At 60.2% G+C, this 18107-nt stretch carries 18 protein-coding genes; 13 read left to right on the plus strand and 5 right to left on the minus strand.

The genetic code is table 11. The annotated features are described in order from the left end of the window. From O4H31_RS04915 to O4H31_RS04930, 4 genes are read right to left on the minus strand one after another with little or no spacing between them, the layout of a single operon-like run. Positions 1 to 1098, minus strand: a complete 1098-nt coding sequence (locus O4H31_RS04915; protein ID WP_269343393.1) for an ABC transporter ATP-binding protein — start codon at positions 1096 to 1098, stop codon at positions 1 to 3. A 4-nt stretch (positions 1099 to 1102) separates the two neighbouring features. Beyond that, positions 1103 to 2002 (minus strand): carbohydrate ABC transporter permease, encoded by a 900-nt coding sequence (locus tag O4H31_RS04920; protein ID WP_120350314.1) that lies wholly within the window; start codon positions 2000 to 2002, stop codon positions 1103 to 1105. Continuing rightward, on the minus strand, positions 1995 to 2867 hold the full coding sequence (locus O4H31_RS04925) for a carbohydrate ABC transporter permease (protein ID WP_269343397.1): 873 nt from the start codon (positions 2865 to 2867) through the stop codon (positions 1995 to 1997). Before O4H31_RS04925 ends, O4H31_RS04920 begins: the two co-directional genes overlap by 8 nt. 55 nt (positions 2868 to 2922) lie before the next feature. Then, positions 2923 to 4167: an ABC transporter substrate-binding protein gene (locus tag O4H31_RS04930; protein ID WP_269343398.1), complete on the minus strand. Its 1245-nt coding sequence runs from the start codon at positions 4165 to 4167 to the stop codon at positions 2923 to 2925. Between the two features lie 225 nt (positions 4168 to 4392). On the opposite strand from O4H31_RS04930, the gene O4H31_RS04935 reads away from it, so the two are divergent. The 8 genes from O4H31_RS04935 to O4H31_RS04970 all read left to right on the plus strand — a co-directional run bounded on the left by O4H31_RS04935 (position 4393) and on the right by O4H31_RS04970 (position 12508). Then, positions 4393 to 5130 (plus strand): response regulator transcription factor, encoded by a 738-nt coding sequence (locus O4H31_RS04935; protein WP_269343399.1) that lies wholly within the window; start codon positions 4393 to 4395, stop codon positions 5128 to 5130. Then, the gene (locus O4H31_RS04940; RefSeq protein WP_269343401.1) at positions 5127 to 6575 is read left to right on the plus strand and encodes a sensor histidine kinase; all 1449 of its coding nucleotides are present in this window, start codon (positions 5127 to 5129) and stop codon (positions 6573 to 6575) included. Before O4H31_RS04935 ends, O4H31_RS04940 begins: the two co-directional genes overlap by 4 nt. Before the next feature lie 605 nt (positions 6576 to 7180). Further along, a complete protein-coding gene (locus tag O4H31_RS04945; RefSeq protein WP_269343403.1) occupies positions 7181 to 8170 on the plus strand; it encodes a DctP family TRAP transporter solute-binding subunit in 990 nt (329 codons plus the stop codon). Then, positions 8167 to 8541, plus strand: a complete 375-nt coding sequence (locus O4H31_RS04950; protein WP_240791598.1) for a cupin domain-containing protein — start codon at positions 8167 to 8169, stop codon at positions 8539 to 8541. Before O4H31_RS04945 ends, O4H31_RS04950 begins: the two co-directional genes overlap by 4 nt. Continuing rightward, a complete protein-coding gene (locus tag O4H31_RS04955) occupies positions 8538 to 9011 on the plus strand; it encodes a TRAP transporter small permease (RefSeq protein WP_269343408.1) in 474 nt (157 codons plus the stop codon). The genes O4H31_RS04950 and O4H31_RS04955 overlap by 4 nt, the downstream gene beginning before the upstream one ends. Further along, the gene (locus O4H31_RS04960) at positions 9008 to 10291 is read left to right on the plus strand and encodes a TRAP transporter large permease (RefSeq protein WP_269343409.1); all 1284 of its coding nucleotides are present in this window, start codon (positions 9008 to 9010) and stop codon (positions 10289 to 10291) included. Before O4H31_RS04955 ends, O4H31_RS04960 begins: the two co-directional genes overlap by 4 nt. A 28-nt stretch (positions 10292 to 10319) precedes the next feature. Beyond that, positions 10320 to 11564: a Zn-dependent hydrolase gene (locus O4H31_RS04965; RefSeq protein WP_269343410.1), complete on the plus strand. Its 1245-nt coding sequence runs from the start codon at positions 10320 to 10322 to the stop codon at positions 11562 to 11564. Further along, complete coding sequence (locus O4H31_RS04970; protein ID WP_269343411.1) at positions 11561 to 12508, plus strand: ornithine cyclodeaminase family protein; 948 nt, start codon at positions 11561 to 11563, stop codon at positions 12506 to 12508. Before O4H31_RS04965 ends, O4H31_RS04970 begins: the two co-directional genes overlap by 4 nt. On the opposite strand, the gene O4H31_RS04975 is transcribed toward O4H31_RS04970, so the two are convergent. Further along, entirely contained in the window at positions 12490 to 13422 is a 933-nt protein-coding gene (locus O4H31_RS04975) for a LysR family transcriptional regulator (RefSeq protein WP_260011557.1), read from the minus strand. The two genes, O4H31_RS04970 and O4H31_RS04975, sit on opposite strands and share 19 nt — an antisense overlap. A 165-nt stretch (positions 13423 to 13587) precedes the next feature. On the opposite strand from O4H31_RS04975, the gene O4H31_RS04980 reads away from it, so the two are divergent. The 5 genes from O4H31_RS04980 (at position 13588) to O4H31_RS05000 (ending at position 18107) form a co-directional block, all read left to right on the plus strand. Continuing rightward, a complete protein-coding gene (locus O4H31_RS04980; protein ID WP_269343412.1) occupies positions 13588 to 13932 on the plus strand; it encodes a RidA family protein in 345 nt (114 codons plus the stop codon). A 108-nt stretch (positions 13933 to 14040) separates the two neighbouring features. Further along, positions 14041 to 14655, plus strand: coding sequence for an RraA family protein (locus tag O4H31_RS04985; protein WP_269343413.1), 615 nt, complete (start codon positions 14041 to 14043; stop codon positions 14653 to 14655). 54 nt (positions 14656 to 14709) lie between these two features. Then, positions 14710 to 16242, plus strand: a complete 1533-nt coding sequence (locus O4H31_RS04990; protein WP_269343414.1) for an ABC transporter substrate-binding protein — start codon at positions 14710 to 14712, stop codon at positions 16240 to 16242. Between the two features lie 72 nt (positions 16243 to 16314). Further along, entirely contained in the window at positions 16315 to 17235 is a 921-nt protein-coding gene (locus tag O4H31_RS04995; RefSeq protein ID WP_269343416.1) for an ABC transporter permease, read from the plus strand. Then, positions 17235 to 18107: an ABC transporter permease gene (locus tag O4H31_RS05000; RefSeq protein WP_269343419.1), complete on the plus strand. Its 873-nt coding sequence runs from the start codon at positions 17235 to 17237 to the stop codon at positions 18105 to 18107. The genes O4H31_RS04995 and O4H31_RS05000 overlap by 1 nt, the downstream gene beginning before the upstream one ends.

Raw genomic sequence — 18107 nt, forward strand, 5'->3', positions numbered from 1 at the left:
TCAGTTCAGACGCAGGCCAGTGTCAGGCGCAAAATAGGAGACTTTGCCCAGATCGAATGCCAACCGCTGTGTCACGCCGGGTGAAGCGGTGGTTTCGGCGTGCAACCGCGCGGTGACATGTTTTCCGCCCAACTCCATGACGGCATAGGTATCAGCACCAGCAGGTTCCACAATGTCGATCACGCAGTCGGCTTCCTGCGAGTCCGACCCGGATTGCGCCTTTGCATCCGCAATGTTCTCTGGGCGCACGCCGATGATCACATCCTCCGGCAGGCTGAGGTTTTTGCGGTCCGTCAGCACCATCGGATCGCCCGACTTGCGGGCAATTTCGATCCGGGTTCCGGTACTGTCTGGTCTGGCCTTTGCCGGGATCAGGTTCATCGCAGGGCTGCCCATGAAGTCTGCCACAAAGAGGTTCGCCGGGTGGTTATAGATCTCTGCCGGCGTGCCAATCTGCTGAATGACACCGCCCTTCATGACGACGATTTTGGTGGCCAGCGTCATCGCTTCGATCTGGTCGTGCGTCACATAGACCATAGAGGCGCCCAAACGCTGGTGCAGGGACTTGATCTCGGTTCGCATTTCGACGCGCAGCTTTGCATCAAGGTTGGACAGCGGCTCGTCAAAAAGAAACAGCTTCGGATCGCGCACCAAGGCGCGGCCCATGGCCACCCGCTGGCGCTGGCCACCAGACAGATGGCCGGGTTTGCGGTTGAGCAATTGCTCGATCTGCAATTGTTGCGCTACATAGGCGAGCTTCTTGTCCTGCGTCGCCTGATCCACACCGCGGACCTTCATGCCGAATGTGATGTTCTTGGCCACGGTCATCGTCGGATAGAGGGCGTAAGATTGGAACACCATGGCGATGTCCCGGTCCTTGGGGCTAACATTGGTCATGTCGCGCCCCCCGATATGGACTTCGCCGCCGCTGATCGGCTCAAGCCCAGCGATACAGTTGAGCAAAGTCGATTTGCCGCAGCCGGATGGGCCGACCAGCACGAGGAAGTCACCCTGTTCTATCGACACGTTAATGTCTTTGAGGATCTCAATCGAGCCGTAGCTCTTGTAGAGGTTGTTGATTTCGAGGATCGGAGCCATTGGTTTATCCTTTCACGGAGCCGGCGGTCAGACCGCGGACGAAGTATTTCCCGGCAATCACATAGACCAAGAGGGTCGGCAGACCTGCGATGATCGCGGCAGCCATGTCCACGTTGTATGCCTTGATGCCAGTGGTCGAATTGACGATATTGTTGAGCGCCACGGTGACAGGCTGGGTGCCTGCCTGACTGAACGAAACGCCGAAGAGGAAGTCATTCCAGATTTGGGTGAACTGCCAGATCACAGTCACCACGATGATCGGCAGCGACAGCGGCAGGAAGATCGACCAGAAGATGCGAAAGAACCCCGCGCCATCCACTTTGGCCGCCTTGGTCAGTTCGGACGGGATCGAGACATAGTAATTGCGGAAGAACAGCGTGGTGAAGCCGAGCCCATAGATCACATGAACGAAGATCAGCCCCGGAATGGTGCCCGCCATGCCCATCAGCCCCAGCACCCGAGCCATCGGCAAAAGCACCACCTGGAAGGGGATGAAGCAGCCGAACAACATCAGCGAAAAGAACAGGTTCGCGCCGCGGAAGCTCCATTGTGCCACGACATAGCCGTTCATCGCACCAAGCAGCGTCGAGATTGCCACTGCCGGAAGGGCGATTAACACAGAGTTCCAGAAGAATGGCCGCACCCCTTCGCATTGGATGCCGGTGCAGGCTTCTGACCATGCCGTGCGCCATGCGGCGAAAGTCACCTCGCGGGGCAGGGCGATCAGATCACCGGTGCGGATCTCCTCAAGGCTTTTCAGCGAGGTCGTCAGCATCACGAAAAGCGGCAGCAGGTAGAACAGTGCAAAGAGCACCAGTACGATGTAGAGCACCCACCGTAGGACGATCTTGCCTGTCTGGCGATCCGCCGGGGCCTGCGCCTGAGACATTGAGAGTTCAACCATCTTTGGACCTCAATTCCGAATAAAGATAAGGGACCACGATCGAGAAGACGACGAGCATCATAATCATTGCGGAACTCGCCGCCTGACCGATATCGCCGCGCGAAAACGCCATGGCATACATGTAGGTGGCAGGCAGATCGGTCGCATAACCCGGGCCGCCGCCGGTAAGCGCGATGACCAGATCAAAGCTTTTGACGGCAAGGTGTGACAGCACGATGAAGGCCGACAAGAAGATCGGCGCCATCGCCGGAATGATGATCGCGGTATAGACCCGCCATGTCGGGATACCGTCGACCTGAGCGGCCTTGATGATCTCGCCATCGACGGAGCGCAGACCGGCGAGAAACAGCGCCATCACGAAACCGGAGCTTTGCCAGATTGCCGCGAGGACGATCGTGTAAATCGCCATGTCGGGGTCAACAAGCCAGTCGAAGGTGAAATCTTCAAACCCCCAGCCGCGCACCATGGCCTCAAGACCAAGCCCCGGATTAAGGATCCATTTCCACGCCGTGCCGGTGACGATCATCGACAGCGCCATCGGGTAGAGGTAAATCGTGCGGATCGCGCCTTCGGTGCGGATGTTCTGGTCGAGTAAGATGGCCAGCGCGAGGCCCAGCACCATAGCGATTACGATAAACAGAATACCGAAGACGAAGAGGTTGCTAAAGGCGGTCTCCCAGCGGGGCGACGCAAACAGCCGCTCGTATTGAATGAAGCCTTCGATTTCATATTTTGGCAGCAGGCGCGAGCGTGTCAGCGAGACCCATGCGGTCCAGGCGATGAAGCCGTAGACAAAGATCAGAACTGCGATGAAAGAGGGCGCCAGAACCAATTTGGGCGTGTTTTCTTCAAGCCACTTGATCATTTGATTGTCCTGGATTTGGCCTGCCCCCACGAAAACGCGGGGGCAGGAGCAGGCGTTACATGCTGTTCGCGATACCGTCTGCGAGCATCTGGACCGCATCGGCAGAGGACATGTCCGAGTTGAAATGCGCCGTCACCACATCGGTGATCGCACCGGCCTGCGCGCCGCGCATGGCCATGCCATGTGCATAGCTTGGCAGCAGCGCATCACCGTCGGAACTGGCTTGCATGTCATCGGCGGAAAGACGGGCGCAGTCGTCGAATTCATCCAGCGCTACATCGGTGCGGGCGGGGATCGACCCTTTGTTGAGGTTGAACACCTTTTGGAAGTTCTGACCGACGACCAGTTCAGCAAGCAGTTGCTGCCCGGCTTTCTTGTCTTCGCCATCCACGTCGAACATCGCGAAGCTGTCTACGTTGTAGAGGAAGCCTTCGCCCGGCGCAGAGGCACAGAGGAAGTCTTCGCCCGGCACTTTGCCTGCGGCCATAAACTCACCCTTGGCCCAGTCGCCCATGATCTGGAAGGCGGCTTCGCCGTTCATCACCATCGAGGTAGCGAGGTTCCAGTCACGGCCCGAGAAGTTGCTGTCGACAAAGCCACGCATGATGCGCATCTGGTCGAACACCGCAATCATAGCATCGGAAGTGAGTGTCTCTTTGTCGAGCTCTACAAAGGCCTTGCGATAGCCTTCTGGCCCGAGGATGCCCAGAGCCACAGCCTCAAAAACCGTGGCGTCTTGCCAAGCCTGTCCACCATGCGCCAGCGGGATGATCCCGGCCTCTTGCAGTTTCTCGGCGGCGGCGTTGAACTCTTCCCAAGTCGTCGGCATCTCAATGCCATTGGCGCTCAGTACTTCCGCATTGGCCCAGATCCAGTCGACCCGGTGCACGTTAACGGGGGCGGCACACCATGTGCCCTCACACTTCATATGGCCGGCGATGGAGGCGGGCAGCACCGCGTCCCAGTCGTTGGTTTCGGCAACATCAGAGATATCGGCCAGGACGCCTTCTTCGTACCATTCCTGAATTGCGGGGCCTTTGAGCTGCACCGCCGTCGGCGCATTGCCCGACAGCACGCGGGCGCGCAGTGCGGTCATCGCCGCGTCACCACCGCCACCGGCCACTGGCATATCGGTCCAACTGCCGCCCTTATCAGCGAACTCTTTCTGCAGAACGGCAACGGATTTGGCTTCGCCGCCAGATGTCCAATAGTGCAGCACTTCGGCGGTCGGTTCGGCAACAGCCGAAGTTGCTACAATCATCGACAGAGCAGAGACTGCCCCAGTTACATAGGCTTTCATTAGATGTCCTCCCGTGGAAATTACGGCCCTCCCAGACCGGATAACGGGAGACTGAGCCTGAAGGGCAAAGCATGCAATGCAGACATAGCGGGTATCTGCGCCCGACATGCATTTATTCCCGCCGCCCGTTACAGCTTGTTACTTAGCCGTGGATTTTGTTGCATCATATTACATAAACGAGGGGCGAGGCAGCGGTATCCCGCGCCAGCCTAAGGAGGAGAGCGGTTGACGATTCCCCGAATTCTGGTGGTCGATGACGACCCCGAAATGTGTCAGATGATGACGCAATTCCTCCGTAAACACGGGACAATTGCGCTGCCCGCTGCCACGGAAGCCGAGGTTGCCGCTCATCTCGAGGGCGGGCGGGTCGATCTGATTTTGTTAGACGTCATGCTGGGGGACGAAAACGGGCTCGATATCTGTGGGCGGCTGCGACAGGAGCAGGATGTGCCGATCATCATGGTGTCGGCCCTTTCGGCAGACCACCAGCGCATGGAGGGCTACGCGGTGGGGGCCGATGATTACATCGCCAAGCCTTTTAACCCCGAACTCCTGCTCGCTCGCGTAAAGGCCGTGCTGCACCGAACGCGGCGGTCGTCTTCGCTGGTGCATCGCCGCAACACCAAGACGTTCACCTTTTCCGGCTGGACCTATGACGCAAAGCACAACGAGGCGCGCTCTCCTACCGGGGTGCAGGTTTCCCTCTCCCGGCGCGAGACTGCCCTGCTGCGGGTGCTTCTTGCAAATCCCCACATACCCCTGACCCGCGAGGAGATCGCCGTCGCGCTTGACGTCACAGGCGAGGCAGAACCGCAGGGCGAAGGACTTGGTCGCGCCATCGACGTGCTGGTCGGGCGGCTGCGCTCAAAGATTGAGGCAGACCCCAAGCACCCCAAATTCCTCAAAACCGAACGCGGGGTCGGCTACGTTTTTGCGGTCGACGTGATGGAACAGGACACGTGATCAAGCGCCGCAGCCTTCGGACGATCGGCAGCCTCCTCGTTATTGCGGCCTTCATAGCGGGCGGGCTTGCCGTCTGGCTTTGGAGCAATTCAAATGCAAGCTGGCGAGCGCATCAGGAGCGGGCCTATGTCGCGGGCATCAACCTTTACTACGCCGTGCAAAACGGCACCGTCCCGGCCGAAGAGGTGCAAATTCGCGCCCTGTCACCGGAAGATCAGGTCCACGCCGCTAACGGGACCTTTCGCCAGATTTCGCATGCCCCGCACGCCGCGCGGGTGACCATCGTCTTGATCTCTGCCGACAGCGCCAACAGTCAGACCGGTGCGCCCCTCACCATGGCGATCTTGTCGCCCGATCTTACCTACAAATTGGCCGAGATTCCTAACCGGGCCAATCAAACGGCAGCGGAAAAGGCTGGCGAGGTGTTTCGACTGGTAGCCTCCTATTGCACCGATCCGGTCGTGCTTGCACAGATGGGCAGCGCCCAGTGGTTCGAGATTGACGGCGCTTCGGTGCTCAACTGCGACGCAGCGCCCGCCGACCATCGCATCTGGGCAGTTCTGCTTGCCGCACTTTCCATGGGGGCGATCCTCACGGTGATCCTGAACCTCTCGGCCGAGTTTTCTCAATTCGCCGAACAATTGCGCAGCCGCCGCCGCATCGGTGGCCCGGCGAGCTATGAGTTGCCCGGACCACAAGAATTGCAGGAAATCGTCGCCGCCGTGAACAGTTTCCTCGAGGATGAGCGCCAGCAACTGTCGAGCCGCGCTGCCGTCCTTTCAGGCGTCAGTCACGACCTCGGAACACCCGCCACGCGGCTTCGGCTGCGGACTGCGCTGATCCCGGAATCCGAATTGCGTCAGAAGCTTGAGGCCGATATCGACAGCATGACAGGCATTATTGAAAGCGTGCTGACCTATACGCGGGCCGAGATGAACGTCGAAGCGCCCCGTAAACTCTCGCTCGGCTCGCTGATCGATTCAATCGTCGCGGACTATCAGGATATGGGCAGGGACGTGACCTTCCGCGAAGGCTCTGACATTATCGTGCAGGGCGCGCGCTCGGTCTTCACGTCGCGGCAGGGCCAAAGCGTATTCGCACCAGACCGGGATGTCACCGTAATGGGGCGGCCAGTCTCGCTTGAACGCGCGGTAACGAACCTGATCGAAAATGCCCTCAAATACGGCCGACGCGCGACCGTCGCGTTGGAAGCCAATGCCCAGACGGCAACAATCGTTATCGAAGACGAAGGCTCGGAAAGCTCCGCTGCGGATATGGAAGCTCTGATGGCGCCATTCCAGCGCGGTACCAACACAGCAACGATCGACGGTTATGGCCTTGGCCTTACAATCGTCGCAGCGATTGCGAAATTGCACGGTGGATCGCTGTCGTTCAAGGACACGCCCGTCGGCCTATCCGCCTGCCTTTTGATCGATAGAGGGTGATTAAAGAGGTTAATTGGTGCCGCCTTTAGACATTCGCAGTGACGAAATGCGCGCGGTTGCAATCGCTGCTCTTTATCGGGATTGGCAGCACCGTCATAGGCGCAGGTATCTCAACGCCGTTACGAATTTCGTTGCGTTTTATGATGGCGTATTGGCCGATATCACGAGAGTTCCCGGCACAAACGTCAATTGCGGCCATTTGGGTGGGCACCGCGAATTGACGTTTCGCGACCTACACTCTTCGGAAATGTTGCGCCATGCATGGCCGGTTTGGTGAAGCTACACTGCAACGCTCGGCCGTGAAGCGAACGGCCGGTAAGGGCCGGTATTCCCTATCAAAGCAAGTAGAAAGTGGCTTGCCAACGTGACACTCGGCAGTCGAATACCCCGCAAGGGGCTGGCATCGGCGGCGTGCATGGCAAACCGGCCCTGAGGGAAATGTTTGCGACGATGGGTGGTGGGCCAATATTCCGACTAACCGGCGCGGCCCCAAGCGTTGAGGAGTATTGGCAAAAGCTCTCCCAACCATAGGCTGGGCCTATTTGCTTGGAATCCGTGATCGGTATTTCTTCTGCGGCAATCAATGCTCAACAGGAGAGACCCAAATGAAAGCCCCCACCACCCTAATCAAAGGCGGCCTGCTGGCGGTTAGCCTTGCGGCCTTTGCGCCGGTTGCCGCCTTGGCCGCTGATGTGTCCATCCGACTTGGTCACGTTCTGCCGGAAAGCCACAGTTGGCACACCGCTGCAAGCGGGTTCGCGGACGAAGTGAACAGCCGCACCGAGGGCCGCGTCGCGATTGAGGTCTTCCCGTCGGGCCAACTTGGCAGCGAAAAAGAAGTTATCGAGGGCCTACAATTCGGCTCGGTTCAGGCCGGACTGATCGGCTCAGGCTCGTTTCAAGGGATCGAGCCACGCATGGGCATCATCGAGATGCCCTACGCATGGGGCGCCCGCGAGCAGGCGTTTGCCGCGCTTGACGGCGATCTGGGTGCCGCGCTGGCCGAGATGATGGACGCCAAAGGCATCAAGGTTCTGGGGTGGTGGGAAAACGGCTTCCGCAACATTACCAACAATGTCCGCCCAATTAAAAAGCCCGAAGACCTTGCTGGTTTGAAAATCCGCGTCACACCGGACAAGGTGCGGCTTGCTACGTTCGAAGGACTGGGCGCTGAGCCCGCACCGCTGTCCTTCGGTGAGCTATATTCAGCGCTGCAACAAGGCCTGTTCGACGCGCAGGAAAACCCGCTGGCGATCATCTACTCGGCCTCTTTCTTTGAGGTGCAGAAATATGTCTCGCTGTCTGAGCACATCTGGGGTGCGGCGACGCTGACCATGTCGAGCGCGACGTGGGACAAAATCTCGCCCGAGGACCAGACCATCGTGATGGAGGCCGCCACTACTTGGGGTTTGAAACAGCGTGATATGGTTGCCGCCGCGAATGACGAGTTGATTGCGCAGCTTGAAGCAAAGGGCATGGCGTTCAACGAGGTCGACAAGGCCGCCTTTATCGAAGCGGTCGCGCCGATCTGGGAAAGCCAGAAGGACGTCTATGGCGAAGACCTTCTGACCATCCTTGACCAGTACCGCAAATGACCCTGCGGCCTGAGATCACAGAAGTTGCATCGGTGGAGCCGGTGCAACTTTTCGACTTTACACAGAAAGTGCTGTTTTCACCTGCGGCACGCGGCGAGGGCTTTATCAAGCTTTCCGTGACCACCGGCCGAAAGGGGGCGAAGTCCACCGCGCACAGCCATCCCCGTGACGAGGTTACGCTCACGCTTAAAGGAGAAGCGATCCTACGGGCAGGGGGCGAGGAATACCACATGACCGAAGGCACCGCCGTGCGCTTGCCGCCGGGACTTGATCACACGGTCGAGGTGATCTCAGACGAATGGGTCGTTGTCGCGGCCTATTGCGACGAATGCATGCTTTGTCGCGGACCGGAAGGATTTCTGAAACCATGACACTCGGGACCGGGTCGCTGCGCGCGGCCACTTTGATCGACCGTGCCGCGCGCTGGTTTGGCGCCGCACTAGTGGCGGGGTTTGCCGCGATGGTCGTCTACGTCGTCATCTCGCGCTACCTGTTTTCCTCCACGCCGCGTTGGGCCGAGGAACTGCCCCGGTTGGCGCTGGTCTGGCTCACCTTCGTGGGGGCGATCTCGGGCTTTGTGCGCGGCTCGCATTTTCGCGCCGGGCTGCTCGACCTGATCGCCATGCCGCCGATGCTGCGCTGTGGGCTGGCCGTTCTTGCCTGGCTGGCGAGCTTTGTGTTTCTGACGGTGTTTATCTGGACGGGCTGGAAGCTGACCGGGATCACTTGGTCACACCAGACGACCGCGCTCTCGCTACCTGTAGGTCTGTTCTACCTCTCCCTGCCGGTCTGCTGTGGCCTTGCCCTTCTGGGCCTCATCCTGAAAGGGGGCCGGACATGAGCCTTGCGCTTGCTCTTCTTCTTGTGGCCTTCGTTGTATTAGTGCTGCTGGACGCGCCGATCGCCGTCGCGTTGGGCCTGTCGTCGATGTTCTACCTGTTGATTGCCGATGCTGCGCCGATGATCGTTGTGGCCCAGCGGGCCGTGGCAGGGATCAACAGCTTTACGCTGCTGGCGATCCCACTGTTCCTCCTTGCCGGGCTGTTAATGGTCCATGGCGGGCTCGCACCCCGGATCATCGCACTGTGTTCGGCGCTCATCGGGCGGCGCACTGGCGGGCTGGCGATGGTCATGATCATTGCCTGCATGATGTTCGGCTCGCTTTCCGGGTCTGGCGTGGCCGATGTAGTGGCGATCGGGACGATGATGCTGCCTGCAATGCGCAACCAAGGCTATGCGCCGGGGTTCAGCGCGGCGACTCTGGGCTGCGCAGGGTCGCTCGGCACCGTGATACCGCCCTCAATCGTGCTGATCGTCTATGGCACCGCCACCAACAGCTCAATCGGCCAACTTTTCGTGGCCGCGATCATACCCGGCATCCTTCTGGGCCTCGGGCTGATGTTGGTAGCGTGGTGGATTTCGTGCCGCAATGGATGGCAGGGCGGAGAGACGTTTTCTTGGGGTGAACTTGGCCGTGCTGCCAAGGGCTCGATCCTCGCGATGCTGGCACCGATCATCATTGTCGGCGGGATCCGACTGGGGATATTTACCCCGACCGAAGCTGCGGGCATCGGCGTCGCCTATGCACTTTTTATCGGCATTTTTGTCTATCGCGCGCTGCGCCTCAAGATGCTGGCCCAACTCTTGCGTGAGACTACGGAAATGACCGGTGTGATCTTGCTGGTGATTGCCGCGGCCTCGGTCTTTGGCTGGATCCTCGCTGCCGAACAGGTGCCGCAGATGGCCGTTGCAGGGATCACGCAGGCGACCGAAAGCGGCACTGTTGCCCTGTTGATGATGATGGCGGTCTTGTTGATCCTCGGCACGTTCATGGAAAGCATTGCGATCATCCTGATCCTCGCGCCGGTCTTCCTGCCGATCCTTGGCCACTACGGTATCGACCCCGTCTACTTTGGCATTTTGCTGACCATCAACCTTGCCATCGGCGCGAACACCCCACCGCTTGGCATCGACCTGATGGCCGCCTGCCGTGTGGGGCAAATTCCGCTTAGCGACTCGTTTAAATACCTCGTGCCGCTGCTTGGCGTGATGGTCGGCGTGTTGCTGCTGCTTGTCCTGTTTCCTGCATTAATTACCGATCTTCCGGGCCTCCTGTTCTGATCCCGGCTGTCAAGAAAGAAAGTTTCTCATGTCAATAACTCCCGATACCCGCGTTGACCTCGACCGGTTCTGGTCGACCATTGAAGCCTCGGCAGAGATCGGTAAGGGCCGCCCAGGCGGGTTGTCGCGCCTGACGCTGAGCGATGACGACCAAGCCATGCGCAACCTATTCCGAAAGTGGTGCGCAGATGCGGGGCTTTCGGTCGAGGTGGACGCCGCGGGCAACATCTTTGGCCGCCGCGAAGGTACCGACAATGACTTGCCGCCAATTCTAATTGGTAGCCATCTGGACACCCAGATCAACGGCGGACGGTTCGATGGGATCGCAGGCGTGCTGGCCGGGCTGGAAGTGATCCGCAGCCTCAACGATGCTGGCCATGTCACCAAACGCCCCATCATTGTTGTCGACTGGACCAATGAGGAAGGCGCGCGGTTCTCGCCACCGATGGTCGCGTCGGGCTGTTTCATCGGAAAATATGACATCGACTGGGTGCATGATTTGATCGGCGACGATGGCGCGCGCTTTGGGGATGAGCTGGAGCGGATCGGCTACAAGGGCGACCGCGCCTGTAAAGCGGGTGAGATCGACGCCTATTTCGAGCTGCATATCGAGCAGGGGCCGATCCTTGACGCAGAGAATAGGCAGGTCGGCATCGTCACAGGTGGCTATCCGGTGCGCGGTATGCGGGCGTCGTTCAAGGGCCAGACCTCGCACACCGGGCCGACGCCGATGGATCTGCGCAAGAACGCACTGGCGGCAGGGGCGCGCTGGCTGACGGCAGTAGATGACATTGGCTGGGATTTCGCGGTTCATGACGGCAAGGCCACCGCTGCACGGTTGACCGCCTGGCCCAATAAACCGGGCATCCTGTCGGACGAGGCCGAGGCGGTTTGCGATGTCCGGCATCCCGATCCGATCACGACCCGTGCGATGGCGGAAAAGATGCGCCGTGCGCTTTATGAATCCGCTGCGCGCTGTGGGTGCGAGGCGCAGATCGAAGATGAATGGGAATGGGGTGGCGACATTTTCGATCACGAGATGATCGACGGCATCCGCGATGAGGCGATCCGAATGGGTTTCAACTGGCGGGATATCCAGAGCCAAGCAGGCCATGACGCCTATTTCCTTGCCACCCATTGCCCGACCGCGATGATCTTCACGCCCTGCAAAAACGGCATCACCCACAATAACGAAGAAAATTGCACCCCCGAGAATTTCGTCGCCGGGCTGAATATCTTGCTGCATGCCGTCGTCAATCGGGCCGACAGATGAGCGCATTGATCGGGCATGAGGCGCTTGAAGCCGCGCTGGGCTGGCCCGATCTGATCGGGCAATTGCGCGACTGGTACTGCGGCAACGCGGTGCAGGCCCCGGACCGGCAGGTGCTGAGCATCGCTCAGCCCGATGGCAGCGAAGCCTCGCTTCTGATCATGCCCGCATGGGTTCCGGGTGAAAGCATCGGCGTCAAGGTGGTGACCTTTTTTCCCGACAACGCCACCAAGGGGTGCCCGACGATCAATGCAGGCTATCTGTTGTTTAATGGCGAAACCGGACAGATGCAGGCGGCGCTGGATGGCGACGCATTGACCGCGCGGCGCACGGCGGCGGCCTCGGCACTGGCGGCGGATTTCCTCGCACGTAAGGACGCCCGTCATCTGCTGATCGTCGGCACCGGGCAGCTTTCGCTCGCCGTGGCGGCGGCGCATTGTGCGGTGCGGTCTTACACAACGGTGTCGATATGGGGGCGCAGCCGCGAAAAGGCGGTGGCTGTCGCCGAAGCGCTCTGCGAACAGGGTCTGCCTGCGCAAGCCGCGCGTGACCTCGAGGTGGCGTGCCGAGCCGCGGATGTGATCAGCACAGTCACCGCCTCGACAGCGCCGATCATCCATGGCCACTGGCTCAAACCCGGCAGTCACCTTGACCTGATTGGTGCCTTTAAGAGTGATATGCGCGAAAGCGACGATCAGGCCATCACGCAGGCGGAGCTGTTCGTTGATCTGCGTGCCGGGGCTTCGCTGGCGGGTGACCTTGCTCAGCCGCTGGACACAGGGCAGATCACGCCGGGCCACATCCGTGCCGATCTGACCGAATTGTGCCAAAGGGCGCATCCGGGCCGGAGGGATGACACAGCACGCACTGTGTTCAAATCCGCAGGCATGGCGCTTCAGGACTTGGCTGCGGCCAATCTAGCGCGCGATCACGCCATATCGGGGTAAAGCGCCAGTAGTTCCTGCGCGATATCGACGAATTTCTGTTCCGAGGGCGACAGCTTCTCTCTCGGGGCATGCACGAGATAGACATCGGCGCCGATGGCCTCATCGGTGATCTTGAGCGGCCAGAGATCGCCGCGCCGGATGTCGTCCTGCGCGGTCATCAACGGCAGGATGCCAACGCCAAGGCCGGCCACGATCATCCTGCGAACCTCTTCGATGTTGGTGCTCAGCCCGTTGATGCGGCTGCCCAGCCGGGTGCCTTCGCGCAGAACCGACATTGGCTCGAGCCCCATGCCTTCGGTGGCGCAGGCGAAGCTGATGAAGGGCTCGTGCCTGAGATCGCGCAGTGCCACGGTCTCCTGCCCGAAGAGCGGATGCTCGGCACCGCAGAAGACGAGGAACTCTTCTCGAAAGAGGCGGATCGACGGCAGATTGACCAACGGTTTGGCCAAGAGGCAAAATCCGATCGTACCGCGCCCCTGTTGGATCGAGCGGACGATGGATTGGCTGTTCTGGACCTCGCTTTGAAAGGCCACGGAAGGATAACGCTGATGATAAAGCCGCAGCAACTCGTCCAACATCGGTGACACCAGATTGCTGATGATCTGATACCGGACTTGCCCCCGTTCCTCTTCTTCAGCATTGCGCACCAGAAGGTTGATCCGCTCGGCACTGTGAAAGATATCGCGGCATTCCTGAAAAATCTTGTCGCCGCGTGTCGTCAGTTCGAAATGGCGGCTGTCGCGGAAGACCAACTGGCAATCGAGTTGCGCTTCGAGCTTTTGCAGCGCATTGCTGACCGAAGGCTGGCTTAGGCCCAGCTGCCTGGCCGCCTTGGTGATGCTCTGCTCTTTCGCAATCATGTAGAACATGCGCAGCAGGTTCCAGTTCAGGTCGGATTGCGATTGGGTGATCATGGGAGCGACTCGATTTTGTTCGGGTTGGCTGAGAGTGCCCTATTTTGGTCACTGGCCACATAGTCAATGCGAATGCCTGTGATTGACAGCGCCTATGTGGCGCAACTGTGCGCTTCGCCCGCCTTCGGATAGGCTTGCCGCTCATTTAATCGGAAAGCGAAAAGCATGAGCATCACACGACTGCACCCAGGCCCGCGCATGAGCCAGGCCGTCATTCACAACAACACCATCTACCTCGCCGGCCAAGTCGGCACCGCCGGTGCCGATGTCGCCACCCAGACCCAGGACTGCCTGAATGCCATCGACCGCCTGCTGGATGAGGCAGGCAGCAGTAAATCCAAGCTGTTGCAGGTTATTATCTGGCTGGCCGACATGGCAGATTTCCAAGAGATGAACGCGGTCTACGACGCATGGATTGATCTTGCCAATCCGGCCGCGCGTGCTTGTGGCGAGGCCAAGCTGGCCACGCCTGACTACAAGGTTGAATTCATCGTCACCGCGGCAGTCTGAGCTCCGCACCCCGGCCCGGGGGTTATGCTTGTCATAACTCCCGGCTATTTGACCCATTAGCTCTCTCACCGCCATCCTTTTGCTAGAAAACAGGCGACAGGACAGAGCATGACACCCCAACTCGACCTCTCGGACATCGAAACGGCCACGCTGGGCCATTTCCTTGAAACCGGCTTCATGGCGCCGTCGCTGCAGGGGCTGTTGCCCGGCCGTCGGGTATTTGGCCCGGCGCTGACCGTGCGCATACAAGGCGACGATGGCGCGATGCTCACCGATGCACTCTCTGCCGCGAAACCCGGTCAGGTCATTGTCATCGACCGTTGCGGCGATCTGCGCCATGCCTGCTGGGGTGCGGTTACCACCGCCGCCGCCAAGGCGCGCGGCGTGGTGGGCGCGGTGATTGACGGCTTTGTCACCGACCGGTCCGCCATAGAGCACGAAGACTTCCCCGTCTGGTGCCGCGGTCGCTCGCCAATCACCACCAAGCCGCGTCGGCTTGGCGGCGACTTCAACGTGACAGTGGGCTGTGGCGGTGTCTCCGTCCGGGCTGCCGACATGATCCTCGCCGACGAAAACGGCGTTGTCGTGCTGGACAAGAAGCAAGCCGCAAACCACGCGGCGCGCGCCCGCAAGATGCAGGAAGACGAGGTCGGGATTCTCGAACGCCTGCGCGCGGGCGAGACACTGGCCGACATCACGCGGGGCGCAAAGCAACCTTCCTAGAACCGGAAAACCGGCACCACCTTTCTTCACTTCACTCAACCGACAGAGAGACCCATGATTCAAACTGTATCTAGAAAACGCTTCACCGGGATGGCGGCGCTTGCCGCCAGTACAGCGCTGATGCTGGGCACGCCCGCATTGGCCGACAAGGCGTCCAATACGCTCAACGTGGCCTTCGCCGCCGAACCCGAGCCGCTTGACACCTATAAGATCGCCGGTCGTCAGGGCCTGATCCTCGCGCGGCACATCTATGACGGGTTGCTCTACAAGAACCTCGACACGGGAGAGATCGTGCCTGCTTTGGCGGAATCTTGGGAATTCACCGGCCCGCTGACGATGGAGTTCACTCTGCGTCAGGGCGTGAAGTTCCACAATGGCGCCGATTTCACCGCCGCCGACGTGGTCGAAACGCTCAACACCGTGATCACCCCGGAATACGGCACCCGCTATTCGATTTCGGTCGACTGGATCGACAACGTCGAGATGCTGGGCGATTACAAGGTGCGCATCAATATGTCCAAGCCCTTTGCCGGCGCGGTCGAGATGCTGGCCGATGCGCTTCCGATCTATCCGCATGAGTTCTTTGCTGAAAACGGGTCTGCCGGGATAGCCGCCACACCGATCGGCACCGGGCCGTACAAGCTGGTGAGCCAAGAGCCGGGCATTCGCTACGAGATGGAGCGGTTTGAAGATCACTACGCCGCCAGCCCCAAGGGTGGCGCGACCATCGACAAGATCACCGTCCGTACCATCCCCGAAATGAACACCCAGTATGCCGAGCTGATGTCGGGCTCGCTAGACTGGATTTGGCGCATTCCCCCGGATCAGGCGTCGCGTCTGGAAGGCCGGGTTCAAATCATCAGCGCGCCGATCATGCGCATCGGATATGTGGGTTTTGCACCGGAAGCGATGGCAGGCAACACGCCGATTGCCGACAAGAAGGTACGTCAGGCGCTAATCCATGCCACCAACCGAGGCGCGATTGTCGAAGCTTTCGCGGGCGGCGCCTCCGAGGTGCTGAATACTCCCTGCAACCCGGCCCAATTCGGGTGCGCGCAGGACGTTGCGGCCTATGAATACGACCCGGAGAAAGCCAAGGCTCTGTTGGCCGAAGCAGGCTATGAAGACGGCTTCGAGATGGAAATGGTGTTTGCCGCCATGCCCCGCCCGACGGCCGAGGCGGTGGCGGCGGACCTTGCGAATGTCGGCGTGACGCTGGAGCTGAACGAACAGCAGTATTCCTCGGGTATCGGCAAATGGCGCGCCAAGGAGCTTCCGGCGTTCTTTTCGAACTGGGGCAGCTACGGCATTGGCGACACGGCGTTTATCCTGTCGAACTTCTTTGGCGGCGGCGCGGACGATCTTGTGCAGGACGCCGAACTGGCTGAATGGCTGACCGAGGCCGATACCGCATCCGACCGCGAGGTGCGCGCCGAGAACTACGCCAAGGCCGTCAAGAAGGTCGCGGACGAGGCCTATTGGATGCCGATGTACAACTTCAACGTCAACTACGGGCTGTCCAACGACCTGAACTTCACCCCGCACCCCGACGAGTTCGCCCGTTGGTGGGCGGCCAGCTGGAAATAGGCTGACCCCTCCTGCGGAACAGGGCCGGGCGGACCGCTCTCCACCGTCCGGCCTCTATTAATGGAAAGACCCATGCTCTCTTTCATCTCCAAACGCTTGGCCGTGGCGCTGCTGGTCTGTTTGACCGTTTCGGCGCTGAGCTTCGGGCTGATGTTCCTGTCGGGCGACCCGGCGATTGCCATCGCGGGCTCCGGTGGCAGGGCCGAGGACGCCGAGGCGGTCCGTATCGCCTATGGCTTCGATAGGCCGCTGATTGTGCAATATCTCGATTGGATCGGCAGCGCGCTGACCGGAAATTTGGGGCAGAGCATTTATTTCAACGTGCCGGTGACCGAGATCATCGGCAACCGTGTCGGCGTCACCCTGACATTGGGGTTCGTCTCCTTCATCGTTGCCTTGGTGATCGCCGTGCCCATGGGCGTCGCGGCTGCGCTGAGGCCGAACGGCTGGATTGACCGCCTCGCGCTGGTGATCGCCGTCTCGGGACAGGCAATCCCGAGTTTCTGGCTGGGGCTCATGGCCATCGTCGTCTTTGGCGTCTGGTACGGCATGGTGCCGATTTCAGGTGCGGACACCTGGCGGGGCTACATCCTGCCGGTGATCGTGCTGAGCTATTACGCCATCCCAGAACTTATGCGGATCACCCGCTCGGGCATGATCGATGTGCTGGCCACAGAGTACGTCCGAGCGGCCAAAGCCAAGGGGCTGCCAATGCACTTGGTGATTTCACGCCACGCGCTGCGCAACGCGGTGCTGCCGCTGGTATCGCTGGCGGCCGTGCAACTGGGCCAGCTTCTGTCCGGGTCCATTGTGATCGAGAGCGTCTTTGCGCTGAACGGGCTTGGGCGGCTGGCTTGGGAATCGCTGTTGCGCAGTGACCTGCCGGTGATGCAGGCGATTATCCTGATCCTGTCGCTGCTCTACGTCGTTCTGACCACATTGGCCGACATTCTGAACGCTGTGCTTGATCCGCGCCTGCGGGGGGCTTCCTGATGTCCGAAGTCACCATGGAAACCGCACGGCCCAGCCTTTGGCGCAAGATGCGCGGCAATACCGGGGCGCTGATTGGTGGCACGCTGCTGGCGGGGATCATTTTGATCGCGCTGTTGGCGCCGTTGCTCGCCCCGCATGACCCGATCGCGCAGGATCTGACACGCCGCCTTCTGCCGCCGTTCTGGCATGACCGTTCCGTGCCCGAACATCTTCTAGGCACCGATCACCTTGGCCGCGATTACCTGTCGCGCCTAATCTATGGCGCGCGAGTGTCTCTGGGTGTGGGGCTGGGGGTAATCTTTGTCTCGGGTGCCATCGGCATCACGCTGGGCCTTCTTGCAGGGTATTTTGGCGGCTGGATCGACATGGTTATCAGCTTTGCCATCACAACCCGGCTGTCGCTGCCCATCGTGCTGGTCGCACTGGCGGCGGTGGCACTTGGCGGCGCGTCGCTGATCACGCTGATCACGGTTCTGGGTCTGCTGCTCTGGGATCGGTTCGCCGTCGTCACCCGCGCTGCCGCACAAAGCCTTCGACATCAGGAATTCATCATGGGCCTGCGGGCCATCGGGGCGAGCCGAACCCGCATCCTATTCCTCGAGATTCTGCCCAACATGCGCGCCACGATCCTTGTCGTCGTCTCGCTGGAGGTCGCAAACGTGATCCTTCTGGAAGCCGCGCTCTCCTTTCTCGGGCTGGGTGTGCGCCCCCCGACGCCAAGCTGGGGGCTGATGATTTCCGAGGGTCGCGACAATATTCTGTTTGATCCGTGGCTGATCGCCCTTCCCGGATCGGCGCTCTGTCTGCTGGTGCTGGCTGTAAACCTCTTTGGCGACGGACTGCGCGATATAACGGGACCTGCACGGAAATGA

The sequence above is a fragment of the Sulfitobacter dubius genome, assembly GCF_027214245.1.
In the GTDB taxonomy this organism is placed as follows: Bacteria; Pseudomonadota; Alphaproteobacteria; order Rhodobacterales; family Rhodobacteraceae; genus Sulfitobacter; species Sulfitobacter dubius_A.